The sequence below is a fragment of the Streptomyces dengpaensis genome, assembly GCF_002946835.1.
In the GTDB taxonomy this organism is placed as follows: Bacteria; Actinomycetota; Actinomycetes; order Streptomycetales; family Streptomycetaceae; genus Streptomyces; species Streptomyces dengpaensis.
The window spans coordinates 2,457,540-2,480,305 of sequence record NZ_CP026652.1 but is presented as its reverse complement, the minus strand read 5'-3'; the positions used below and the strand labels follow the sequence as shown (position 1 = coordinate 2,480,305).

Annotated in this window: 21 protein-coding genes and 1 pseudogene; 11 read left to right on the top strand and 11 right to left on the bottom strand. The window is 70.5% G+C overall.

All coding sequences use genetic code 11. The annotated features are described in order from the left end of the window. The first annotated feature begins 10 nt into the window (after positions 1-10). The 6 genes and pseudogenes from C4B68_RS41830 to C4B68_RS11070 all read left to right on the top strand — a co-directional run. Entirely contained in the window at positions 11-187 is a 177-nt protein-coding gene (locus C4B68_RS41830) for a hypothetical protein (RefSeq protein ID WP_167459070.1), read from the top strand. 43 nt (positions 188-230) lie between these two features. Next, positions 231-1,337, top strand: coding sequence for a dual-specificity RNA methyltransferase RlmN (gene rlmN / locus C4B68_RS11090; RefSeq protein WP_099502604.1), 1,107 nt, complete (start codon positions 231-233; stop codon positions 1,335-1,337). A 239-nt stretch (positions 1,338-1,576) separates the two neighbouring features. After that, complete coding sequence (locus C4B68_RS11085; RefSeq protein ID WP_099502603.1) at positions 1,577-2,662, top strand: thiamine ABC transporter substrate-binding protein; 1,086 nt, start codon at positions 1,577-1,579, stop codon at positions 2,660-2,662. A 44-nt stretch (positions 2,663-2,706) separates the two neighbouring features. Continuing rightward, positions 2,707-4,308, top strand: coding sequence for an ABC transporter permease (locus tag C4B68_RS11080; RefSeq protein ID WP_099502602.1), 1,602 nt, complete (start codon positions 2,707-2,709; stop codon positions 4,306-4,308). Beyond that, positions 4,309-5,349 (top strand): ABC transporter ATP-binding protein, encoded by a 1,041-nt coding sequence (locus tag C4B68_RS11075; protein ID WP_099502601.1) that lies wholly within the window; start codon positions 4,309-4,311, stop codon positions 5,347-5,349. Positions 5,350-5,359: 10 nt separating this feature from the next. Next, positions 5,360-5,689, top strand: a pseudogene (locus C4B68_RS11070) (maleylpyruvate isomerase N-terminal domain-containing protein); the annotation flags it as partial. 82 nt (positions 5,690-5,771) lie between these two features. Here the strand turns inward: C4B68_RS11070 and C4B68_RS41055 are convergent. The 7 genes from C4B68_RS41055 to C4B68_RS11035 form a co-directional block, all read right to left on the bottom strand. After that, positions 5,772-6,455 (bottom strand): LAETG motif-containing sortase-dependent surface protein, encoded by a 684-nt coding sequence (locus C4B68_RS41055; RefSeq protein WP_107475408.1) that lies wholly within the window; start codon positions 6,453-6,455, stop codon positions 5,772-5,774. 168 nt (positions 6,456-6,623) lie between these two features. Next, positions 6,624-7,748, bottom strand: a complete 1,125-nt coding sequence (locus C4B68_RS11060) for an LOG family protein (RefSeq protein ID WP_099502600.1) — start codon at positions 7,746-7,748, stop codon at positions 6,624-6,626. 70 nt (positions 7,749-7,818) lie between these two features. Then, positions 7,819-8,226: a VOC family protein gene (locus tag C4B68_RS11055; RefSeq protein ID WP_099502599.1), complete on the bottom strand. Its 408-nt coding sequence runs from the start codon at positions 8,224-8,226 to the stop codon at positions 7,819-7,821. A gap of 153 nt (positions 8,227-8,379) precedes the next feature. Then, positions 8,380-10,110 carry a hypothetical protein gene (locus C4B68_RS11050; RefSeq protein ID WP_099502598.1) on the bottom strand — a complete coding sequence of 577 codons (1,731 nt, stop codon included), beginning with the start codon at positions 10,108-10,110 and terminating at the stop codon, positions 8,380-8,382. Then, positions 10,092-10,829 carry an ABC transporter ATP-binding protein gene (locus C4B68_RS11045; RefSeq protein WP_099502597.1) on the bottom strand — a complete coding sequence of 246 codons (738 nt, stop codon included), beginning with the start codon at positions 10,827-10,829 and terminating at the stop codon, positions 10,092-10,094. The genes C4B68_RS11050 and C4B68_RS11045 overlap by 19 nt, the downstream gene beginning before the upstream one ends. A 205-nt stretch (positions 10,830-11,034) precedes the next feature. Continuing rightward, entirely contained in the window at positions 11,035-12,417 is a 1,383-nt protein-coding gene (locus C4B68_RS11040) for an aspartate aminotransferase family protein (RefSeq protein WP_099502596.1), read from the bottom strand. Next, entirely contained in the window at positions 12,402-12,917 is a 516-nt protein-coding gene (locus C4B68_RS11035; RefSeq protein ID WP_099502595.1) for an Lrp/AsnC family transcriptional regulator, read from the bottom strand. The genes C4B68_RS11040 and C4B68_RS11035 overlap by 16 nt, the downstream gene beginning before the upstream one ends. Before the next feature lie 212 nt (positions 12,918-13,129). Here C4B68_RS11035 and C4B68_RS11030 point away from each other — a divergent pair, with 212 nt between their 5' ends. After that, positions 13,130-14,569 (top strand): gamma-aminobutyraldehyde dehydrogenase, encoded by a 1,440-nt coding sequence (locus tag C4B68_RS11030; protein ID WP_099502594.1) that lies wholly within the window; start codon positions 13,130-13,132, stop codon positions 14,567-14,569. Positions 14,570-15,128: 559 nt separating this feature from the next. After that, positions 15,129-15,623: a MarR family winged helix-turn-helix transcriptional regulator gene (locus C4B68_RS11025; protein WP_099502593.1), complete on the top strand. Its 495-nt coding sequence runs from the start codon at positions 15,129-15,131 to the stop codon at positions 15,621-15,623. Positions 15,624-15,847: 224 nt separating this feature from the next. Here the strand turns inward: C4B68_RS11025 and C4B68_RS11020 are convergent, their stop codons facing one another. Then, complete coding sequence (locus C4B68_RS11020) at positions 15,848-16,255, bottom strand: winged helix-turn-helix transcriptional regulator (protein WP_099502592.1); 408 nt, start codon at positions 16,253-16,255, stop codon at positions 15,848-15,850. An 84-nt stretch (positions 16,256-16,339) separates the two neighbouring features. On the opposite strand from C4B68_RS11020, the gene C4B68_RS11015 reads away from it, so the two are divergent. Next, positions 16,340-17,014 (top strand): NADPH-dependent F420 reductase, encoded by a 675-nt coding sequence (locus C4B68_RS11015; RefSeq protein ID WP_099502591.1) that lies wholly within the window; start codon positions 16,340-16,342, stop codon positions 17,012-17,014. 85 nt (positions 17,015-17,099) lie between these two features. Here the strand turns inward: C4B68_RS11015 and C4B68_RS11010 are convergent, their stop codons facing one another. Both C4B68_RS11010 and C4B68_RS11005 read right to left on the bottom strand, forming a co-directional pair. Next, positions 17,100-17,783 (bottom strand): glycerophosphodiester phosphodiesterase, encoded by a 684-nt coding sequence (locus C4B68_RS11010; protein WP_099502590.1) that lies wholly within the window; start codon positions 17,781-17,783, stop codon positions 17,100-17,102. Positions 17,784-17,818: 35 nt separating this feature from the next. Continuing rightward, positions 17,819-18,880: an adenosine deaminase gene (locus tag C4B68_RS11005; protein ID WP_180289285.1), complete on the bottom strand. Its 1,062-nt coding sequence runs from the start codon at positions 18,878-18,880 to the stop codon at positions 17,819-17,821. A 162-nt stretch (positions 18,881-19,042) separates the two neighbouring features. Between C4B68_RS11005 and C4B68_RS43145 the strand changes: the two genes are divergently transcribed. After that, positions 19,043-20,326, top strand: coding sequence for a DUF4190 domain-containing protein (locus tag C4B68_RS43145; RefSeq protein ID WP_240634299.1), 1,284 nt, complete (start codon positions 19,043-19,045; stop codon positions 20,324-20,326). A gap of 149 nt (positions 20,327-20,475) precedes the next feature. Here C4B68_RS43145 and C4B68_RS10995 read toward each other — a convergent pair whose 3' ends face one another. Next, positions 20,476-21,057 carry an NADAR family protein gene (locus tag C4B68_RS10995; RefSeq protein WP_099502588.1) on the bottom strand — a complete coding sequence of 194 codons (582 nt, stop codon included), beginning with the start codon at positions 21,055-21,057 and terminating at the stop codon, positions 20,476-20,478. Between the two features lie 174 nt (positions 21,058-21,231). On the opposite strand from C4B68_RS10995, the gene C4B68_RS10990 reads away from it, so the two are divergent. Continuing rightward, complete coding sequence (locus C4B68_RS10990; RefSeq protein ID WP_099502587.1) at positions 21,232-22,755, top strand: gamma-aminobutyraldehyde dehydrogenase; 1,524 nt, start codon at positions 21,232-21,234, stop codon at positions 22,753-22,755. Positions 22,756-22,766: the final 11 nt, after the last annotated feature.

The window sequence follows — 22,766 nt, the reverse complement described above, 5'->3', positions numbered from 1 at the left end:
GGGTCCACCCATGGGGCAGGCGCGGCTGGGGGACGACGGCACATATCACGGTGATCTGCCGTGCCGGTGGTGCGGGGCGCTCCTCGCACAGGAAAGACGCCGCAGGCCCAGGCTGTACTGCGGTGGATGGCACCGGACGAAGACCTACGTCACCTGGGTCTTCACCGCGATCGCCGGCCTCTTCTGAGCCGACTGGGGCACGCTAGTGGATCTGCGACACTGGAACAGCCATGCCTAAGCCCGGAGAACTCATTTTCGTCGCCCCGCGCGGAGCCAAGAAGCCGCCGCGGCATCTCGCCGATCTCACGCCCGTCGAGCGCAAGGAGGCGGTTGCCGCGATCGGTGAGAAGCCGTTTCGCGCCAAGCAACTCTCGCAGCACTACTTCGCGCGGTACGCGCACGACCCCGCGGAGTGGACGGACATCCCGGCCGCCTCGCGCGGCAAGCTCCAGGAGGCGCTGCTCCCCGAGCTGATGACGGTCGTGCGGCATCTGTCCACCGACCAGGACACCACCCGCAAGACCCTGTGGCGGCTCTTCGACGGCACGCTCGTCGAGTCCGTGCTGATGCGGTACCCGGACCGGGTGACCATGTGCATCAGCTCGCAGGCGGGCTGCGGGATGAACTGTCCGTTCTGCGCCACCGGACAGGCCGGCCTGGACCGGAACCTGTCCACCGGCGAGATCGTGCACCAGATCGTCGACGGCATGCGGGCCCTCAGGGACGGCGAGATCCCGGGCGGTCCGGCACGGCTGAGCAACATCGTCTTCATGGGCATGGGCGAGCCGTTCGCCAACTACAAGCGGGTGGTCGGAGCGATCCGCGCGCTCACCGATCCCGAGCCGGACGGGCTCGGGCTCTCGCAGCGCGGTATCACCGTGTCGACGGTAGGACTGGTCCCCGCCATCCACCGGTTCTCCGACGAGGGCTTCAAGTGCCGCCTCGCCATCTCGCTGCACGCGCCGGACGACGAGTTGCGCGACACCCTCGTCCCCGTGAACACGCGGTGGAAGGTGCGCGAGGTGCTGGACGCCGGCTGGGAGTATGCGGCCAAGTCCGGGCGGCGGCTCTCCATCGAGTACGCCCTCATCCGGGACATCAACGACCAGGCGTGGCGCGGTGACCGGCTCGGACGGTTGCTCAAGGGCAAGCCGGTGCACGTCAATCTCATCCCGCTGAACCCGACTCCGGGTTCGAAGTGGACCGCCTCCCGTCCTGAGGACGAGAAGGCGTTCGTCGAGGCCATCGCTGCCCATGGGGTACCCGTGACCATCCGGGACACCCGGGGTCAGGAGATTGACGGGGCGTGCGGTCAGCTCGCGGCCACCGAGCGGTAACCTGTCCTGCGTTCGTACATCTTCATAGTTCGTACATCTTCATATTCCGACAGGGGAGCGCCACAGCGCTGAGAGTGCGGCAGCCAGATCATCGGTGGGCCGCAGACCCTCTGAACCTCGCCCAGGTCATTCTGGGTAGGAAGTTCGGTCATTACTCCAGCTGTTGCGCCCTGCCCGGGAACTTTCGGAGGTTCCCGGGCAGGGCCGCGTCTCTTCCTGGTCAACCCAGGAGGAATTCAGTGAGCACCACCAAGAAGTTCGCGGTCGTGGCCGTCGGCCTCGGCCTTGTCACGCTGCCCGTACTGACCGCGTGCGGGGCCTCCGGCGACAACGGCTCGGCGGACCCCAAGACCGTGACGCTCGTCAGCCACGACTCGTGGGCCGTGTCGAAGAGCGTACTCAAGGACTTCGAGAAGCGGTCCGGCTACAAGGTCAAGGTCCTCGAGGACGGCGACGCCGGACAGGCCGTCAACAAGGCGATCCTCACGAAGGACAACCCGCAGGGCGACGTCTTCTTCGGCGTCGACAACACGCTGCTGTCCCGCGCGCTCGACAACGGGCTGTTCCAGCCGTACGAGCCGAAGGGCTCCGGCCTGATCCTGCCCGAGTACCGGGTCGACCAGGACAAGCACCGCGTCACGCCCATCGACTCCGGCGACATCTGCGTCAACTACGACAAGAAGTACTTCGCCGACCACAAGCTGGCGCCGCCGTCCTCCTTCGACGACCTGATCAAGCCCGCGTACAAGAACCTCCTCGTCACGGAGAACGCGTCCACCTCGTCGCCCGGTCTCGGCTTCTTGCTGGGCACCGCCGCGCGGTACGGCGACGACAACTGGCAGGACTACTGGAAGAAGCTCAAGGCGAACGGCGTGAAGGTCGTCGACGGCTGGGAGCAGGCCTACAACGAGGAGTTCTCCGGCTCCGCGGGCGGCAAGAAGGCCAAGGCCGACCGGCCGCTCGTCGTCTCGTACGCCTCCTCGCCGCCCGTCGAGGTCATCTACGCTGACCCGAAGCCGGCCGACGCGCCCACAGGTGTCGCGACCGGCACCTGCTTCCGGCAGGTCGAGTACGCGGGGCTGCTGAGCAACGCGAAGAACACCGAGGGCGGCAAGGCCTTCATCGACTTCTTGCTCACCAAGGAGTTCCAGGACGACATGCCGCTCAACATGTTCGTCTACCCCGTGCGTGAGGCCGCGCAGGTGCCCGAGGAGTTCACGAAGTACGGCCCGCAGGCCGAGGACCCCGAGACCATGGACCCGGCGAAGATCGCCGCCAACCGCGACCAGTGGGTCAATTCGTGGACCTCACTCGTACTGAAGTAGTCCCTCGAAGGACCCGCGGGAAGTACGCGGCGCGGCTCGGTCTCATGGCCCTGCCCGTCGCGTTCTTCGGCGTCTTCTTCGCCTACCCCGTCGCCGCGATCGTGGCCCGTGGCCTCAAGGCCGACGGGGGCTGGCAGTTCGGGCGGATCTGGGACGTGGTCGCCCAGCCCGGCATCGGGCACGTTCTGTGGTTCACCACCTGGCAGGCGCTCGCGTCGACGGCGCTCACGCTGCTGATCGCGCTCCCCGGCGCGTATGTCTTCGCGCGCTTCGATTTCAGGGGCAAGCAGATCCTGCGCGCCGTCGTGACCGTCCCCTTCGTGCTGCCGACCGTTGTCGTGGGTACGGCGTTCCTCGCCCTCGTCGGTCGCGGCGGGCTCCTCGACGAGTGGTGGGGTGTGCGGCTCGACACCACCGTCTGGGCGATCCTGCTCGCGCATGTCTTCTTCAACTACGCGGTCGTCGTCCGCACCGTCGGCGGGCTCTGGTCGCAGCTCGATCCGCGTCAGGAGGAGGCCGCGCGGATGCTCGGCGCGTCTCAGCTGAGGGCCTGGCGGCAGGTCACTCTCCCGGCGCTCGCCCCCGCGGTCGCCGCCGCCGCGCTGATGGTCTTCCTCTTCACGTTCACCTCGTTCGGTGTGGTGCAGATCCTCGGCGGCCCCACGTTCTCGACGCTCGAGGTCGAGATCTACCGGCAGACCTCGGAGATCTTCGACCTCGCGACGGCGGCGGTGCTGACGGTCATCCAGTTCATGGCGGTGGGCGCGATCCTCGCCGTGCACGCCTGGACCGTACGCCGCCGGGAAACCGCACTGCGCCTGGTGGCCCCGGAGGTGACCGCGCGCCGGCCGCGCGGGGCCGGGCAGTGGGCCCTGCTGGCGGGCGTCCTCGCCAGCGTCGTCGTGCTGCTCCTGCTGCCCCTGGCCGTGCTTGTGCAGCGGTCGTTCGACGCCCCCGGCTTCGGCTACTACCGGGCGCTGACCAGCGACGACAGCGGGGTCTTCCTGGTCGCGCCGATCGAGGCGATCGGCAATTCGCTGGAGTACGCCCTCGCCGCCACCGCCATCGCCGTGGTGATCGGCGGTCTCGCCGCCGCGGCCCTGACCCGGCGCGACGCGGGCCGTCTCGTCCGCGGATTCGACGCGCTGCTGATGCTGCCGCTCGGCATCTCCGCCGTGACCGTCGGCTTCGGCTTCCTGATCGCGCTGGACGAGCCCCCGCTGAACCTCCGCGGCAGCTGGATCCTGGTGCCGCTCGCGCAGGCACTGGTGGGCGTCCCCTTTGTCGTACGGACGATGCTGCCCGTGCTGCGGGCGGTGGACGCACGGCTGCGGGAGGCGGCGGCCGTGCTCGGGGCGTCGCCGTGGCGGGTGTGGCGCGAGGTCGATCTGCCGATGGTGCGGCGGGCGTTGCTGATCGCGGCCGGGTTCGCGTTCGCCGTGTCGCTCGGCGAGTTCGGGGCGACCGTGTTCATCGCGCGGCCCGACAACCCGACGCTGCCGGTCGCCGTGGCCCGGCTGCTTGGGCGGGCGGGCGAGCTCAACTACGGCCAGGCGATGGCCCTTTCGACGATCTTGATGGTGGTGTGCGCGGTGGCGCTGCTGCTGTTGGAGCGCGTACGAACCGACCGGACCGGGGAGTTCTAGATGCTGCTGAGCCTCGAAGGCGCGACCGTACGCTTCGGCGGGCGGCCGGTGCTCGACGCCGTCGGCCTCGATGTCGCCGAGCACGAGATCGTCTGCGTGCTCGGGCCGAGCGGCAGCGGAAAGTCCACGCTGCTGCGGGCGGTGGCCGGATTGCAGGCGCTCGACGCGGGCCGTGTGATGCTGAGCGGACGCGACCAGGCGGGGGTGCCCGCGCACAAGCGGGGCGTGGGCCTGATGTTCCAGGACCATCAGCTCTTCCCGCAGCGGGACGTGGGCGGCAATGTGGCCTTCGGGTTGCGGATGCGCGGAAGCGGGGCGTCGAAGGCCCAACAGGACGCTCACGTACGGGAGTTGCTGGACCTCGTGGGGCTGCCCGGGGCGCAGGGGCGGGCCGTGGCCGCTCTCTCCGGTGGCGAGCAGCAGCGCGTCGCGCTGGCCCGTGCCCTGGCGCCCCGCCCCCGGCTGCTGATGCTCGACGAACCGCTCGGCCAGCTGGACCGCTCACTGCGCGAACGGCTCGTGGTCGAACTCCGCGAGCTCTTCGGCGAGTTGGGCACGACCGTGCTCGCCGTCACGCACGACCAGGGGGAGGCCTTCGCGCTCGCCGACCGGGTCGTCGTGATGCGCGACGGAAAGATCGCCCAGTCCGGTACGCCTCTTGAGGTCTGGCAGCACCCCGCGGACGCGTTCGTGGCCCGTTTCCTCGGTTTCGACAACGTGGTCGGGGCGACGGTGAGCGGTGAGGCCGCGGACACCCCGTGGGGGAAGCTCCCGGTGCCGGAGGGCACCCCGCAGGGCCCACGCACCCTCCTCGTACGGCCCGCCGGCGTACGGCTCGTCGACGCGGCCGAAGGGCTGCGCTGCACCGTCGCCGCGCGCACCTTCCGGGGCACCCATGTCGCCGTACAGCTGCAACCGGAGGGCGCGCCCCGGCTCGAAGCGGCGTGCGCGCTGCGGGACGCGCCGGAGCCCGGGGACGAGGTCGGCGTGGAGTTCGACGCGGCAGACATTGTCGTCCTCGGGGAGCCCTCCGCCGCATAAGGTGCGGATCATGACGCTACTCGGGCATGACCGCTATGGCGACGCGATCGAGCTGCAGGTACGGCAGTTGCGGGACGTGGTGACCTCCGACGGTGCCGATCTGTCCGCCACCGTGCCGACCTGCCCCGACTGGACGCTGGAGCAGCTCGTACGGCACACGGGCGGTGTGCTGCGCTGGGTCGAGACCATCGTCCGTACGCGGGCGCAGGAGCCCGTGCCCGAGGAGGAGATTCCTCTGGTCCGGGGGCCGAAGGCCGAGGGCGACCCCGCGGAGCTGGACGCCTGGCTCGCGAAGACCGGGGAGGATGCGCGTGTCGCCCAAGCCCCGCGGCCAGGCGGCGGTGGCGGATACGCGGGTGGCCCGCCCCTCACCGAGGGACGGGCCACACGTTCACGCGAACGAAGTGACGAAGTGGCGCAGTTCAGTTGGTCTTCGACGCGCCACGGCGGCGCATGCCGAAGAACACCGCTCCGCCGCCGACCACGACGAGCGCACCGGCGATACCGGCGATCATCGGCGTGTTGGAGTTCGCACCGGTCTCGGCGAGGTTGGAGCCACCGCCCGCGGGCGAGGGAACGCTGCTCGCGGTCTCCGCGGGCGCGGAGGTGCTCTCGGAGGCCGACGGGGTCGGCGAGTCCGCGGGGGTCTCCGACGGAGAGGGGGTCTCCGACGGCGTCGGCGTGGCCGACGGGACCGGGGTCTCCTCGGTCTTGCACGCCGTGGACGGGGTGGTCAGGTTCGGCTTGATGTCCTCGTCGACCACGTTGCCGGCCTTGACGTGGATGCGGTAGGTCGCGTTCGGCTTCCAGTCCTCGGCGAAGGTGATGGTGACGCCTTCGCGAGAGCCCTTGACCGTCTGCTCGCCGACCATCTTCTCGTCGGCGCCGTTGTTCTCGAGGTAGACGGTGACGACGGCCGGGAGGCCCGAGGGGTCCTTGTCGGTGACGGCGATGACGCCCTTGGTGCCGTCGCACTTGGCCTCGGCGGAGAACTCACTGATGTTGCAGGCGAGCGCGTTGCCCGCGAGACCGAGCGTGAGCGCGGCCGAAGCGGCGGTGACACCGAGTATGCGCGCGGAGCGCGCGGTACGGCGGGAAATGGACAGATTGGCCACGATTGCCCTTCAAGGGATGCACAAGTGCGGGGGGTTGGGGAGCGATGAGGCACCGATGAGGTGAGGCATCACCACTCCCAGGAGAATCACAGGTTTATAAGCGCGCCATAAGGAGTGTCAACGCGTAGGCCTGTCACGCCTGTTGCCTTTGCCTGCTTATTAACCGCCGAGGCGTTTCAAGGCCTCCGGAGCCTCCTCGATCCGGTCAACCAGCGCGATTCGGGACTCCATGGAGCGTTCGCGCGCAAGTGACTGCAACAGCGGCCAGGTGGGCAGCTTCTCCGTCCAGTGCGCGCGGTTCACGAGGACCATGGGTGTGGGCTCGCCACGGGACTCGTAATAGTTCGGGGTCGCGTTGTCGAAGATCTCCTGTACGGTCCCGGCGGCGCCCGGCAGGAAGACAACGCCCGCGTTCGAGCGGGCCAGCAGGCCGTCTTCGCGGGTCGCGTTGGCGAAGTACTTGGCGATGTGCCCGGCGAAGGCGTTCGGCGGTTCGTGGCCGTAGAACCAGGTGGGGATGCCGACCGAGGGGCCGCCGGAGGGCCAGCGCTCCCGTACGGCGAAGGCGGCGCGCGCCCAGTCCGTCACGGAGGGGGCGAACAACGGTGTCCTGGCGAGGAGTTGGAGGACCTCGGTGAGCATGCCGTCGTCGAAGGGGGCCGCGTACGCGCCGAGGTTCGCCGCCTCCATCGCGCCGGGGCCGCCGCCGGTGGCGACCGTGAAGCCGGCGCGCGCCAGCTCGCGGCCGAGGCGCGCCGCGCCCTCGTACGGCAGGGTGCCGCGCGCCATCGCGTGGCCGCCCATCACGCCCACCACGCGTGCGCCGGCGAGGAGTTCGTCGAGCGCGTCCGAGACGGAGTCGTCGTGGATCGCGCGCAGCATCGACGCGAAGACGTCGCCGTCGGCCTTGGTCCGCTGGAACCAGGCGTACGCGCGGGCGTCCGGCGTCGCTTCATAGCCCTCGTCGAGGGAGGCGAACAACTCGTCGGGGGAGTAGACGATACCGCGGTACGGGTCGAAGGGCAGGCCCGGGACGGGCGGGAAGACCAGGGCCCCGGCGGCGCGCACCTTGGCGGCCGCCTCGGGGGCCATCGGGCAGCCGAGGAAGACGGCGCCCGCGGAGTCCACGGTCAGCAGGACGTCCGTACGGTCCGTCAGATCGACGGCCTGAACGCGGTAATGGGCGAGCGAGCCGACCGCTGCGACCACCTCGTCGAACTCGGCGAGGGACTCGATCTCGCGGTCGTGGGAGCCGTCGAGCGGCTGGGCGGGTGTCGGATGCACCCGCCCATGCTAGGCACGCCAGTGGGCAGCCGGGCGTCAGCCCGTGAACAGCCGGTGGCCGGCCGGTTCGTCAGCCCTGGACCGCGGCCGGGTCCATCCACATGACCTCCCAGGTGTGGCCGTCCGGGTCGTCGAAGGCGCGGCCGTACATGTGGCCGTAGTCCTGTGTCTCGCCGCTGGCCGTGCCGCCCGCCGCGAGGGCCCTGTCCACGAGTTCGTCGACCTTCTCGCGGCTCTCGGCGCTCAGACACAGCAGCACCTCGCTGGTCTTGGCCGAGTCCGCGATCTGCTTCTTCGTGAAGGTCGCGTAGTGCTGCTTGCTCAGCATCATCGCGATGATCGTGTCGCTGATCACCACGCAGGCGCAGTCGTCCGTCGTGAACTGCGGGTTGATCGTGTAGCCGAGCTCCGTGAAGAACTTCTTCGTGGTGTCGACGTCGGCCACGGGCAGGTTCACGAAGATCATCTGCTGGTACATGCGAGGTCTCCCGTCGGTGGTGTGCCGTTCGGAGAGGTAGACCCGGGGCCCGCGCGGAACTCATCGCTCGGCGCGGACCCTTTCGTACGGGCCTTTCGTACGGGCCTTTCGTACGGCCTGCCATACGTGCCCTCCCCTACGGCCGTAGAACGATCAGTGGACCAGCGGGAACGCGGCCAGCTCGGCGACCACCCAGGTCAGCGGGCCGAACAGGGCGAGCAGCGCGCCGACGCGCAGGGCCGCGGCGCCGCGGAGCATCGTGACGGGCGCCCCGAGCCGCAGCAGCGCCGCCGTGGTGTCCGCGCGCGCCTGCTTCGCCTCGACGGCGGCCGTCGCCAGGGTCAGCAGCGTGCACCCGGCGACCAGCAGAGCGCCGAGGGTGGTCAGCGGGCCGAACTCGGGGCGGGAGCCCGTGTACAGCGTCGCCATGGCGTACCCGCCCGACGCCACCGCGCACACCACGCCGAGCGGCTGCCCGATGCGCCGCGACTCCGCCTGCAGCACCCGCCCGGCGAGCAGGCGCAGCGCCCCAGGCCGCACCGCCTGCAGCAGCCGCCCGCACTGGTACGTGATCGCCGGCCCCGCCAGCGCCAGACCGACCGCGGTCAGCACCCAGCCGACCAGCAACCCCACCGGACCGCCCGCGAAACCACCGGGCAGCGCGAGCCCGGGTGCCGCGTCCGAACGACTCGCGTACGTCTCCACGGCGAGGCCCGCGGCAAGCGCGGCGGCACCCCAGGGAAGGCCACCAGGGGTGGACTGCGGGGGCGGGAGCCGGCGGGGGTCCAGCTCCGGGGTCGGCTGGCGACGCGGGTGGTCGGGGTGCGCGGGGCCGCTGGGCGCGTCGGAGTCGTCGTACGGGGTCAGGGTGCCGGGGCGATCGTAGTCGGCGGCGTCAGGGCGGGCGCCGGAACGGCGTCGCGCACCCGCGTCGTGGTGGACGTCCCCCGCGGCGTACGCCTCCGCCGTCCAGTGGAAGTCGGAGTCGGCGTCCGCGTCCAGCGGGTCCCCGGTGCGTCGGTGCGCGTCCTCACCGGCGTATGCCGCCGTGTCCTCGCCGATGCCGGAGCCATGGTGCCGGCCCGGCTTCGGGTGGGTGTCTCCCGGGAGGTGCGCGGCCGTGTCCCGAGGGTCCCCGGTGCGTCGGTGCGCGTCCTCACCCGCGTACGCCGCCGTGCTGCCGTCGGAACCGTCGTCCCCGCCCTGATCCCCGTGGGTGCCCGTGCTGCCGTACGCCCCCGTGTCCTCGTACGCACCGGACGTGCCGGAGTGCCGCCCCCCGCGCCGGGCCACCCGCGCGCCGCTGCCGTTCGCGGCCTGCCGTGCGGCGAGCCATGTCCTGCCGTACGCCTCTGCCAGCCGCTGTGGCCTGCCGCCCCGTGGGCGCAGGGACAGCGCCGTGGCCACGGACGCCGTGATCGGGACCAGGGTCAGGAGGGTGAGGGCAGCGGGCAGGGGGAGAGGCGTGCCGGCGGCGAGGAACTCCGCCGCGGCGCCGTCGAACGGCATGCCCGTCAGGTCGCCGCGCAGGTGGAGGAAGAAGAGCAGGGCGAGCAGGGAGCCGAGGGTGGTGGCGAGGGCCGTGGTGACGACGGAGATGGCCATCAGGCGGCCCGGGCCGAGGCCGATGGCCGAGAGGCCGGGGCGGGGGCGGGTGCCGGGGTCGGTGCGGGCGACCGCGACCGCGAAGTACACGGTGGCGGCGAGCGGGACGACACACCAGGCGAGGCGCAGCGCCGAGGCCGCCGAGGCGTCCGGATGCGTCAGCGCGTACCCCAGGGTGCACAGCAGCAGGAACCCGGTGCCCGCCGAGGCGGCGGCGACCAGGAGGCGGCGGAGCTGGACGAGGGGCTGGGCCCCGCGGGCTAGACGGAGAGCGAGCACGCGGCCCGGCCTTCCGTCTCGGCGACGGGCGGCAGGTGGACGGTGTTCACCCGCCGTCCGTCGAGCAGCGACACCGTGCGGTCGGCGAGCGCCGCGGTCTCCGCGTCGTGCGTGGCGAGGACGACCGTGATGCCGTGCGAGCGGGCCGCCGTGGTGAGTGTGCGCAGCACATGGGCGCGGTCGGCGCGGTGCAGCGGGGCGGTCGGCTCGTCGGCGAAGAGCACGGTCGGGGAGGGGGCCAGCGCGCGGGCGATCGCGACGCGTTGCCGCTCGGCCTGGAGCAGGGCGTGCGGGCGTTTGCGGGCGCAGCCGCCGATGTCGAGGCGCTCCAGCCACTCCAGGGCGGCGGTCTTGGCGGCCCGGCGTACGCAGCCGCGCAGCATCAGGGGGAGCGCGGCGTTCTCCCAGGCGTTCAGCTCGGGGACCAGGACGGGCACCGGGTCGATCCAGCCGAAACGGTCGCGGCGCAGCCGTTCGCGGGTGAGCGGGCCCATGGTGTGCACGGGCGCGCTGTTGAACCACACCTCGCCCTGCTGGGGCAGCAGTTGGCCCGACAGGCACCGGAGCAGAGTCGTCTTGCCGCTGCCGCGCGGGCCGCCCACGGCGAGGATCTCGCCCTCGCGGACTCCGAGCGAAACACCGCTGAGCGCGGGCGAGCCGTTGTACTTGACGTTCAGGGCGCGTGCCCAGAGCACGTCGTTGTCCGGCGGGGCCACCATCGCGTACACCTCGGTTCAGATCTGATTTGCGCTGCCACGTCCCCCGGTCGGGGGAACGAAGGCAGGGCCGATCGGTCACTGGGCACGCTAGGGATTCGGGGCCCGCAGGCCGGACAGCACGCGGCCCCGGGGCGCCCATTCTCACTCGAACGGGCGTCACCGGGGCCGGTGTTGATCACAGATTCAGCTCATCGGAGCGTACGGCTCAGAGCTTGGTCCACGCCTCCGTCAGCACCTGACGGACGATCCCCTCGATCTCGTCGAAGGTCGACTGGTCGGAGATCAGCGGCGGCGACAGCTGGATGACCGGGTCACCGCGGTCGTCGGCGCGGCAGTAGAGGCCGTACTCGAAGAGCTTCTTCGAGACGAAGCCGTAGAGCACGCGCTCCGACTCCTCGTCCGTGAAGGTCTCCTTGGTGGCCTTGTCCTTCACCAGCTCGATGCCGTAGAAGAAGCCGTTGCCGCGGACGTCGCCGACGATCGGCAGGTCGTGCAGCTTCTGGAGCGTGGAGAGGAACGCGCTCTCGTTGTCGAGCACATGCTGGTTGAGGCTCTCGCGCTCGAACAGGTCGAGGTTCGCCAGACCCACCGCGGCCGAGACCGGGTGGCCGCCGAAGGTGTAGCCGTGCAGGAAGGTGTTGTCGCCCTTGTAGAACGGCTCGGCGATCCGGTCCGAGACGATGCACGCGCCGATCGGGGAGTAGCCCGAGGTCATGCCCTTGGCGCAGGTGATCATGTCCGGTATGTAGCCGAACTTGTCGCAGGCGAACATCGTGCCGAGGCGGCCGAAGGCGCAGATGACCTCGTCCGAGACGAGCAGCACGTCGTACTGGTCGCAGATCTCGCGCACCCGCTGGAAGTAGCCGGGCGGCGGCGGGAAGCAGCCGCCGGCGTTCTGCACCGGCTCCAGGAAGACGGCGGCGACCGTCTCCGGGCCCTCGAAGAGGATCTGCTGCTCGATCTGGTCGGCGGCCCAGCGGCCGAAGGCCTCGGGGTCGTCGCCGTGGATCGACGCGCGGTAGATGTTGGTGTTCGGGACCTTGTGGGCGCCCGGGACCAGCGGCTCGAAGGGAGCCTTCAGGGCCGGCAGGCCGGTGATGGACAGGGCGCCCTGCGGGGTGCCGTGGTAGGCGACCGCGCGCGAGATGACCTTGTACTTGGTGTGCTTGCCGCGCAGCTTCCAGTACTGCTTGGCGAGCTTCCAGGCGGTCTCGACGGCCTCGCCGCCACCGGTGGTGAAGAAGACCTTGTTCAGGTCGCCGGGCGCATAGTCGGCGAGGCGCTCCGCCAGCTCGACGGCCTTCGGGTGGGCGTAGGACCAGATCGGGAAGAAGGCCAGCTCCTGCGCCTGCTTGAAGGCGGTCTCGGCCAGCTCGGTGCGGCCGTGCCCGGCCTGGACCACGAACAGGCCCGCGAGACCGTCGAGGTAGCGCTTGCCCTGGTCGTCGTAGATGTAGGTGCCCTCACCACGGACGATCGTGGGAACAGGCGCGTTCTCGTACGAGGACATGCGGGTGAAGTGCATCCACAGGTGGTCGTACGCGGTCTTGCTGAGGTCCTTGGTGCTCACGGCTATCGGGTCCCCCACATGTAGGTCTGTTTCTTGAGTTTCAGGTAGACGAAACTCTCGGTGGAGCGCACGCCGGGCAGGGCCCGGATGCGTTTGTTGATGACGTCCAGCAGGTGGTCGTCGTCCTCGCAGACGACTTCTACGAGGAGATCGAACGAGCCCGCGGTCATCACCACGTACTCGACTTCCGGCATGGCGGTCAGGGCGTCGGCCACAGGGTCGAGGTCGCCCTCGACGTTGATGCCCACCATCGCCTGCCGGCGGAATCCCACGGTGAGCGGGTCCGTGACGGCGACGATCTGCATCACGCCCTGGTCGAGCAGCTTCTGGACGCGTTGGCGCACGGCGGCCTCGGAGAGGCCGACGGCCTTGCCGATCGCGGCGTACGGACGGCGTCCGTCCTGCTGCAACTGCTCGATGATGGCGAGGGAGACGGCGTCCAACTGCGGACTGCCGTTCCTGGACTCGCGGGAGTCCCTGGGATCTGCGCTTCGACTGGCCACGAGCTCACTGTGCACGACGTCTCGACAGAACCGCAAGGCCGCAGCGATGAAATTCGTTGTTCGGGAGGGTCTGCCGTGCGGATTTCGCAGTTCTGAGGCGACCGGGGGTGTTGAAAACGTCGGGGCACGGATTAGGGTGGTGCCTCAGACATCTCAGGTGGTGGACACCTGGGACACTCAGGTCGTCGACACCTGAGTCGTTGGACATCCGACAGGAGGGCCGGGCAGTGAGCACCGAGCTGCGTCGTCTGCGCAATTACATCGACGGAGAGTTCCGCGATGCCGCCGATGGACGGACCACGGAGGTGGTCAACCCCGCGACCGGCGAGGCGTACGCGACCGCGCCGCTCTCCGGGCAGGCGGACGTCGACGCCGCGATGGCGGCCGCCGCCGCGGCCTTCCCGGCCTGGCGCGACCAGACCCCGGCCGAGCGCCAGAAGGCCCTCCTGAAGATCGCGGACGCGTTCGAGGAGCGGGCCGAGGAGCTCATCGCTGCCGAGGTGGAGAACACCGGCAAGCCGGTCGGGCTGACGCGGTCCGAGGAAATCCCGCCGATGGTGGACCAGATCCGCTTCTTCGCGGGTGCCGCCCGCATGCTGGAGGGGCGCAGCGCCGGCGAGTACATGGAGGGCCTGACCTCGATCGTCCGCCGCGAGCCGATCGGCGTCTGCGCCCAGGTCGCGCCGTGGAACTACCCGATGATGATGGCGGTGTGGAAGTTCGCCCCGGCTCTCGCCGCCGGTAACACGGTGGTTCTGAAGCCGTCGGACACGACTCCCGCCTCCACGGTCCTGATCGCCGACATCATCGGCGGCATCCTGCCCAAGGGCGTCTTCAACGTCATCACCGGCGACCGCGAGACGGGCCGCATGATGGTCGAGCACCCCGTACCGGCCATGGCGTCCATCACCGGTTCCGTACGCGCCGGTATGCAGGTCGCCGAGTCGGCGTCCAAGGACCTCAAGCGCGTCCACCTGGAGCTCGGCGGCAAGGCCCCGGTCGTCGTCTTCGAGGACACCGACATCGCCAAGGCCGTCGAGGACATCTCGGTGGCGGGCTTCTTCAATGCGGGGCAGGACTGCACGGCCGCCACCCGCGTCCTCGTCCAGGAGTCCATCCACGACGAGTTCGTCGCCGCGCTCGCCAAGGCCGCCGCGGAGACGAAGACCGGGCAGCCGGACGACGAGGACGTGCTCTTCGGCCCGCTCAACAACCCGAACCAGCTCAAGCAGGTCTCCGGCTTCATCGAGCGCCTCCCCGCCCACGCCAAGGTCGAGGCGGGCGGCCACCGGGTCGGCGACAAGGGCTACTTCTACGCCCCGACCGTCGTCTCCGGCCTGAAGCAGGACGACGAGATCATCCAGAACGAGGTCTTCGGCCCGGTCATCACCGTCCAGTCCTTCTCGGACGAGGCCCAGGCCATCGAGTGGGCCAACGGCGTCGAGTACGCCCTCGCCTCCTCGGTCTGGACGAAGGACCACGGGCGCGCGATGCGCCTGTCGAAGTCGCTCGACTTCGGCTGCGTGTGGATCAACACCCATATCCCGCTGGTCGCCGAGATGCCCCACGGCGGCTTCAAGAAGTCCGGCTACGGCAAGGACCTGTCGGCGTACGGCTTCGACGACTACACGCGGATCAAGCACGTGATGACGTCGCTCGACAGCTGATCGCTCGACAGCTGCTGGTGTGAACTGTGCGGCTCCGGACGGGAGTTGATCCCGTCCGGGGCCGTGGTGTTCCCCCTCCGCGGTGGTGGGCGCTCCCCTGGGTGCTTGCCACGACGTGATCGTCGCCGTACGACGTCATCGACAGGGTGTCGGGTCGCCGGGCGACAGCTCGACGCGGCGTCCATTGTCCGGACTTCGGCGGGGGCGCCATGCTGCCCGGGTGCGCCTGGTCCCCATCCCCTGAGAGCGGGGGCCGGCCGCGCCATCGCGGCGCGCCCCCCATCCCCGCGGCCCCGGCCGTGAACAGGGGCCCCGGTCCTCCCCTGATCCGACACCTGATCAACGCCGCGGATCCTGTACCAATGTGCCAACGAACTTTCTTGTCTCAACTCACTGGCCATGTGGGCGGGTCGGCATCACTGCAGGTCAGGGGCGTCAGCTAGTGCCGACCAGTAGTCGTGGTCGCAACTCCATTGGCTGGCCAATACAATGGTGGCTGAAACAATTCCTGGGCTGGGCCGCCAGGGATGTGACGTGTCCGCGAGGAGGATCGACAGCCATGCCGCGGGAATCCGATTCGGTAGAGGGCAGAGAAGATGCGGTACCGACCGTCGCGGACGCTCCGATGAGTGAGGCCCTCTTCCGTGCGGCCCGTGTGCACCGGATCATGGCCGGCAGTCTGCTGCGCGACACCGGCCTCTATCCGGGCCAGGAAGTGCTGATGATGCAGCTGTGGGAACGCGGCGAGCAGCGCCAGGCGGACCTGATCAAGACGCTCGGCCTGGATCCGTCGACCGTCACCAAGATGCTGCAGCGCCTGGAACAGTCCGGCTTCGTCACCCGCAAACCCTTCCCGGACGACCGCCGGGCCGTCGTCGTGAGCGCCACCCGCGCGGGCCAGGCCCTGTGCGACCAGGTCAGGCGGGCGTGGCGCGAACTGGAACAGCTCACCGCGGCCGGCTTCACCGAAGCGGAGTACCGCGAGGCCATGCGCGTACTGAGCCGGATCGAGGCAAACCTCACGACCCCGCCGCCCGCCGCCGGTGGTTCATAGTCGGGGATCTCACCCGCCGCAAGCACGGCACCCATCCGTACGTGATGTCGGTCAGGGTGGCCTGGATCTCCTTGTCGATGGTCAGCTGGGCGGCGCGCAGGGCAGGGATCAGTGTGCCCTCGAAGTCCCTGGTAAGACCCCGAGCAACTGCCTCCCACGGCAAGGGTGTTGCAAGGGATCGCCCCTGCGGGCGCGGGTACTGGGCGCGCCGGTGCCCAGGTACATCACCCGCGCGACTCCGGCCGACCCCGCGACGGCGGCTCGACGCTCGCGGGTGCAGCGGCCACCTCGGCCCGCTCCTGAGCGGCCATGACCTCGTCGCCGTGGACATGGGCCCAGAGCCCGAACGCCTCGACCGGTTCGAGGAACGTCCGCCCCAGCGCGGTCAGTTCGTACTCGACCCGCGGCGGCGCCCCACCGTACGACTGCCGCTCGACGAGTCCGTTGAACTCCAGCCGCCGCACTGTCTCCGTCAGCACCTTCGCGCTGATCCCGCCGATCCGCGCACGCAACTCACCGGGCCGCAGCGGGCCCTTCCGCAGCGCCCACATCACCACCGCGTTCCATGTGTTGGAGACCAGATCGAAGGCGAGCCGGGCCCGGCAGTCGGCGAGGAAGTCGTCGGTGTTCACTTACCGAATGGTGCCTGAGCGGATTCCTACCGTCGTCCTGGACCGGTCGTTGCAAGGGACGGGATGGGAAGGGACACGGGACGGATGAGGATCGGGATTCTCGGTACGGGGAACATGGCGGACGCGCTGGGGACGCAGTGGCTGCGGGCCGGCCACGACGTGCTGGTCGGTGGACGGGACGTGGACCGAGCCGCCGCGCTCGCCACGCGCATGGGAGCCGCCGCGCCCGCCGCGCGCGGGGGCCTCGCCCGCTCGGGTGCGCTGCGCGAGGCGGCGGAGTTCGGTGCGGACGCGGTGTTGGTGGCGTTGCCGTGGGCGGCGGCGGCCGAGGTCGCCGCGGATCTCCAAGACGTCCTGCGGGGACGCGCGTTGATCGACTGCACGAACCCGGTCGGCCCGGGTTTCACCCTGGAGACGACGGGCGGCCCCTCCGCGGCCCAGCGCCTCGCTGCCGCCGCCCCCGGCGCCCACGTCGTCAAGGCGTTCAACCTCTGCCACGAGGACATCTGGCGCCTGACCCCTCCGGTCTTCGCCGGCCGCCCCCTCGCGGTCCCGCTGTGCGGCGACGACGTGAACGCCCTGGACGTCGTACGACATCTCGTACGCGACCTGGGCTGCGAGCCGCTGAACGCGGGCGCGCTGACCCGAGCGGGCCTGCTGGAGGCGACGGCCGCGCTGCTGATCGGGCTATGGGTGGGCGAGGGAGCGGACGCCCAGGCGATCGCCCCGCCGGCTAGCTCCAGCCCGTCCGGCGTTTGAGGACGAGCGCGAAGCGCGATACGGGGGTCTGAGGGGGGCGGAGCCCCCCCCAGGTACGGCACGAGACGGGCGAGCGAAAATCTCCCTACCCCTCGCGCAGGGCGCACAACGCATCGATGCGATTAGTCGTCAACGAGTCAACCCCCAGGTCGAGAAGCCGTCGCATCGCGCGCCGCGTGTCCGGCGTCCATGCGGACAGCAGATACCCGTCGCGGTGGACCCGCGCGGTGAGCCCCCGGTCGACCAGCGAGAAGCGGTAGTTGAGCCAACGCGGCCGCACGGCGGCGAGCAGGGCCGGCCGCGGCGGCGCGAGCGTCGTCCAGGTGAGCGCGATCTCCGCCCCGTGATCCACGGCCCGCACGGCGAGCATGGCGGGCGCGCCCGCGCAGTAGTACACCCGCTCCTCCGCCCCACACGCACGCACCACATCGACCACCCGTCGCACGACGCCGACATCGACCGCCCCCGGCAGGTCGATCATGACCCGGCTGTCCCCGGTCGCGGCCAACGCGTCCGCCAGCGTCGGCACCCCACCCTCCGTCAGCTCGAACACCTCGTCGGCGGTGAGCGACCGAAGCGGCCGGTTCCGCTCCCACAACCGCTTCAGCGACTCGTCGTGCAGGAGCACGGGTACCCCGTCACGGGTCAGTCGTACGTCGATCTCGACCGCGTCCGCGCCCAGGTCGAGCGCGGCACGCAGCGAGTCGATCGTGTTCTCGCGGTCACGGTAGGGGGCGCCGCGATGGGCGACGGCAGTCACGGTGCGCATGGGCCCATTGTGCTGGGGGCCGGCCGCTGCCCGGGTCAGGGCGCGAGCCACGTCGAGGCGTACGTGTCGATCTCGGCGGTGAGCTTCGCCTTGCCGGCCTCGTCGAGAAAGGAGGCGTCGACCGCGTTCTTGGCGAGCGCGGCGAGACCCAGCTCGTCGAGATCGAGAAGGCGGGCGGCGACCGCGTACTCGTTGTTGAGGTCGGTGCCGAACATCGGCGGGTCGTCGGAGTTGATGGTGACGGGCACCCCGGCCTCTACGAACGTGCCTATGGGGTGCTCGTCGAGGGTGCGCACCGCGCGGGTGGCGATGTTGGAGGTCGGGCAGACCTCCAGGGCGACGCGGTGCTCGGCGAGGTGGGCGAGCAGCTTCGGGTCCTGCGCGGAACTGGTGCCGTGCCCGATGCGCTCGGCCCGCAGGTGGTGCAGCGCGTCCCAGACCGTCTCGGGGCCGGTCGTCTCCCCGGCGTGCGGCACCGATCGCAGCCCGGCCGCGAGCGCCCGGTCGAAGTACGGCTTGAACTGCAGCCGCGGTACGCCGATTTCGGGCCCGCCGAGCCCGAAGGAGACCAGCCCCTCGGGCCGCAGCCGGTCGTCGGTGGCGAGCCGCGCGGTCTCCTGCGCCGCCTCGAGCCCCGCCTCTCCCGGAATGTCGAAGCACCAGCGCAGTATGACGCCGAGCTCGGACTCCGCCGCCTTGCGGGCGTCCTCGATCGCGTCCATGAAGGCGAGTTCGTTGATGCCTCGACGGGTGGAGGACCACGGAGTGATGGTCAGCTCGGCGTAACGGATCTGCTGCCGGGCCATGTCCCGCGCGACCTCGTAGGTCAGCAGCCGTACGTCCTCCGGAGTGCGGACGAGGTCGACGACGGACAGGTACACCTGGATGAAGTGGGCGAAGTCCGTGAACGTGAAGTAGTCCGCGAGGGCCTCGGGGTCGGTCGGCACCTTGGAGTCGGGGTGCCGGGCGGCGAGGGCGGAGACGATGCGCGGGGAGGCGGAGCCGACGTGGTGCACGTGCAGTTCGGCCTTGGGCAGTCCGGCGATGAAGGCGTGCAGGTCGCGGGCGTCATCACGTGCGGTGCGATGGTCGGTCAAGGGTTCCTCCCCGGAACGGCGCCCCCGGGGACCTTGGTCCGGTCGTCGAGGGGCGCGGTGATCGGCTGATCGGTGACTCAGGGGTCATCGTAGGCGGCGGCTCCACGCGCCCCGGGCTCGGGCCGTAGGCTGACGGAACGCACGACAGAGGGGAGCCCGCGCATGTCCGACGACGCCGACGACGCGCCGAGGCCGGAAGCGCCGCACGGCGGCGCCGCGTGGACTTCCCCTGGCCAGGGGGCTCCGGCGTCTTCGGGCGAGGGGGCTCCGGCCTCTGCCGCCGACGCGGCGCGGAGGGGCGACCGCGTGGGCCACGGAGGGTGGGCCCGCGTGCAGGATGCCTGGCCCGCGGACCCGACGCCCGAGGGCGCGGTAACCGCGAACTGGACGCCCGAGGACGCGGTAACCGCGAACTGGACGCCCGAGGACGCGGTAACCGCGAACTGGACGCCCGAGGGCGCGGTAACCGCGAACTGGACGCCCGAGGGCGCGGTACCAGCGAACCGGACGCCCGAGGACGCGGTACCAGCGAACCGGACGCCCGAGAACGCGGTACCAGCGAACCGGACGCCCGAGAACGCGGTACCAGCGAACCGGACGCCCGAGAACGCGGTACCAGCGAACCAGACGCCCGAAGACGCGGCACCCGCGGAACGCCGCGCCCCGAAGGTCCCGTTGGACAAGCCCGGCGCCGAACCGCACAGGTCCTCCGCCGAGCCAACGCCCGAGCCGAACCCCTGGGCTCCGCCCGAGGCCAGGACGCCCTTCCACAGTCCCTGGCGCGAGAGTGCCGCCCCCACACCCCCTTCCGTGCACGACCGGCCGACGGTCACCTCGGTACCCGGCGCGGGCGCACCAGCCGCCCCCGGGACGGCCGACCCTGGCCCGCACCCGTGGAACGCCCCCTTCCCGCCGCCCTCTCCCGCCGGGTCAGGCAATCCCTTCGCACCCCCGACAACCCACACCCCCTACCCGCAGCAGCCCGGCCCCGGCGACCTCGTCCCCCCGCCGCCCATCGCCCCGGAAGGCCCGGGCCCGCTCCCGTACGGATATGGCCACCCGCAGTACGCCCCCGCCCCGCCCGGCTACCAAGGCGTCCCCGACTACGGCTGGACCGGGGCGCCGTTCATGCCGAGCAACGGCATGGGCACGGCCGGCCTGGTGCTCGGCATCATCGCGGCGGCCGTGTTCTGTCTGTGGCCGCTCGCCATCGTGCTGGGCATCCTCGCTGTGATCTTCGGCGTGATCGGCCGCGGCAAGGTGCGCCATGGAGAGGCGACGAACCCGGGGCAGGCGCTGGCCGGAATCATCTGCGGAGCGGTCGGTATTGCCCTGGGGATCGCGATGCTGGTGTTCCTCATCGTCGCCCCGGACAACACCGGGACCGACGACGGCTCGACCGACGACGGCTTCTCCACGTCACTCGTCATGGAGCGCCTCCCGTAGAACCGTGCGGCACCTGCCGCTTGGTACCCCCTGTAGAACCGTGCAGCACCCGCCACTTGGTACCCCCCTTAGAACGGTGCAACACCCGCCACTTGGTCCCCCCTTAGAACCGTGCGGCACCCGCCACTTGGTACCCCCCTGAAACCCGCCTACCCCAGCCGCTCCCGCGCCTCCATCAACGCGAACCCCAGCAGATTCGCCCCCCGCCACCGCTCGGGATCAGCCGCCCGCTCGTCATCCGCCGCGAGCCCGATGCCCCACACGCGGTCCATCGGACTGGCCTCGACCAGCACCCGGTCACCCGTGCCCAGCAGGAACTTCCGCAGATCGGCGTGCGCGGTGAACTTGTGGACGCTGCCGTCGACGACGATCCCGAACCGCTCGCGCTCCCATATGGCCTCATCGAAGCCGCGCACCAGCCGCCCCGCCTTCTTGGCGAGCGCGGGGTTGGGTGCGGCGACAGCGCGCCGCTCCGCCTCCTCGTCGCCGAAGAGCCGTGCCTTCGACGCCATCATCCGGTGCTCGGCCGTCGCGTACGAGGCACCGTCCACCACGAATGGTGAGGGCCACCACTGGCTCAGACAGCTCGCGCTCACCTGACCGTCCGGTCGCGGGCGGTGCCCCCAGAAGTGCAGGTACTTGACCCTCGCCCCCGAGTTGACCGCGCCGACCAGCGCTTCCCAAGAATCGATCTTCCCCATGCATGCCACTGTGGCACGCACCACTGACATTCCGTCCCGCCTTTTCCAGCGGGACTCGACAGCTGGTCGACAGATTCCGTCGCGTAACCAAAAGGCAACAACGGAATCACTTGTTGGACTCCCTCTCCTCTGTCAGGATCGGCACTCAAATCGAGCTGGAGCTACGCCGACCCGGGTCAACGGAGGGCGGCGGAGGAGAGCGACATGCACAATCCGGGCCATCGCTTCCAGGCACAGGACCGCTTCGCGGACGGTGCCCAGTTCATCGCGGGCCGACTGACCAAGGGCACCTCCGGCCGCACGCACGCGGTCGTCGACCCCGCCACCGGCGACGAGGTCTTCACGTACGAGCTCGCGGGCACGGACGACGTCGATCGCGCCGTCGCGGCCGCACGCGCGGCCTTTCCCGGCTGGGCCGGCGCCACCCCCGGCGAGCGCTCCGACGCGCTGCACCGCTTCGCCGCCGTACTCGCCGACCGCGCCGAGGAGTTGGCGCAGGCCGAGTCGCTCCAGTGCGGCAAGCCCCTCAAGCTGACGCGCGAGTTCGATGTGCCGGGCACCATCGACAACACCGCCTTCTTCGCGGGCGCCGCCCGGCACTTGCAGGGCCAGTCCGCGGGCGAGTACTCCGGTGACCACACCTCGTACGTACGCCGTGAACCCATCGGCGTCGTCGGCTCCATCGCGCCCTGGAACTACCCCCTCCAGATGGCCGCTTGGAAGATCCTCCCGGCCGTCGCCGCGGGCAACACGATCGTCCTGAAGCCCGCCGAGCTGACCCCGCTCACCTCCCTCCTGTTCGCCGAGGCGGCGACGGCGGCGGGGATCCCGGACGGTGTCATCAATATCGTCACGGGGCTCGGCAAGGAGGCCGGTGAGCATCTCGTCGGTCACCCCGACGTCGCGATGACCTCCTTCACCGGATCCACCGCCGTCGGCAAGCGTGTTGCGGAGATCGCCACCTCCACCGTCAAGCGGCTCCACCTGGAGCTGGGCGGCAAGGCTCCCTTCGTCGTCTTCGACGACGCGGATCTCGACGCCGCCGTCAACGGCGCGGTCGCCGGGGCGCTCATCAACACCGGGCAGGACTGCACGGCCGCCACGCGCGCGTACGTGCAAAGGCCTCTCTACGAAGAGTTCGTCTCGAAGACGGCCACCCTCATGGAGAGCGTGCGGCTCGGCGACCCCTTCGCGCCCGGCACCGACCTCGGACCGCTTATCTCGCACGCCCAGCGCGACCGCGTCGCCGGATTCGTCGACCGGGCCCGCGGCCACGCGCGCGTGGTGACCGGCGGCGGGGTTCCTCAGGGCGATCTCAAGAGCGGCGCGTACTACCGCCCCACCCTGATCGCCGACGCCGCCCAGGACAGCGAGATCGTCCAGTCCGAGATCTTCGGGCCCGTCCTCGTCGTCCTGCCCTTCGACAGCGACGACGAGGGCCTCCGGCTGGCCAACGACACCCCGTACGGCCTGGCCGCCTCCGCCTGGACCCGCGACGTCTACCGCGCGAACCGCGCGACCCGCGAGATCAAGGCCGGCTGCGTGTGGGTCAACGACCACATTCCGATCATCAGCGAGATGCCGCACGGCGGTTACCGGGCCTCCGGCTTCGGCAAGGACATGTCCGCGTACTCGTTCGATGAGTACACCCAGATCAAGCACGTCATGTTGGACAACACGGCGGTCGCCAGGAAGGACTGGCACCGCACGATCTTCGGGGACCGATAGCAAGCGCTCGA

Excerpts from the sequence above, each read along its gene's own strand:
- C4B68_RS11080 (WP_099502602.1), top strand. The coding sequence starts at position 2,707 with ATGGCCCTGCCCGTCGCGTTCTTCGGCGTCTTCTTCGCCTACCCCGTC.
- C4B68_RS11025 (WP_099502593.1), top strand. The coding sequence starts at position 15,129 with ATGCCGCGGGAATCCGATTCGGTAGAGGGCAGAGAAGATGCGGTACCG.
- C4B68_RS11045 (WP_099502597.1), bottom strand. The coding sequence starts at position 10,829 with ATGGTGGCCCCGCCGGACAACGACGTGCTCTGGGCACGCGCCCTGAAC.
- C4B68_RS11055 (WP_099502599.1), bottom strand. The coding sequence starts at position 8,226 with ATGTACCAGCAGATGATCTTCGTGAACCTGCCCGTGGCCGACGTCGAC.
- C4B68_RS43145 (WP_240634299.1), top strand. The coding sequence starts at position 19,043 with ATGTCCGACGACGCCGACGACGCGCCGAGGCCGGAAGCGCCGCACGGC.
- C4B68_RS10995 (WP_099502588.1), bottom strand. The coding sequence starts at position 21,057 with ATGTCAGTGGTGCGTGCCACAGTGGCATGCATGGGGAAGATCGATTCT.
- C4B68_RS11010 (WP_099502590.1), bottom strand. The coding sequence starts at position 17,783 with ATGCGCACCGTGACTGCCGTCGCCCATCGCGGCGCCCCCTACCGTGAC.
- rlmN (WP_099502604.1), top strand. The coding sequence starts at position 231 with ATGCCTAAGCCCGGAGAACTCATTTTCGTCGCCCCGCGCGGAGCCAAG.
- C4B68_RS11075 (WP_099502601.1), top strand. The coding sequence starts at position 4,309 with ATGCTGCTGAGCCTCGAAGGCGCGACCGTACGCTTCGGCGGGCGGCCG.
- C4B68_RS11015 (WP_099502591.1), top strand. The coding sequence starts at position 16,340 with ATGAGGATCGGGATTCTCGGTACGGGGAACATGGCGGACGCGCTGGGG.
- C4B68_RS41830 (WP_167459070.1), top strand. The coding sequence starts at position 11 with ATGGGGCAGGCGCGGCTGGGGGACGACGGCACATATCACGGTGATCTG.
- C4B68_RS10990 (WP_099502587.1), top strand. The coding sequence starts at position 21,232 with ATGCACAATCCGGGCCATCGCTTCCAGGCACAGGACCGCTTCGCGGAC.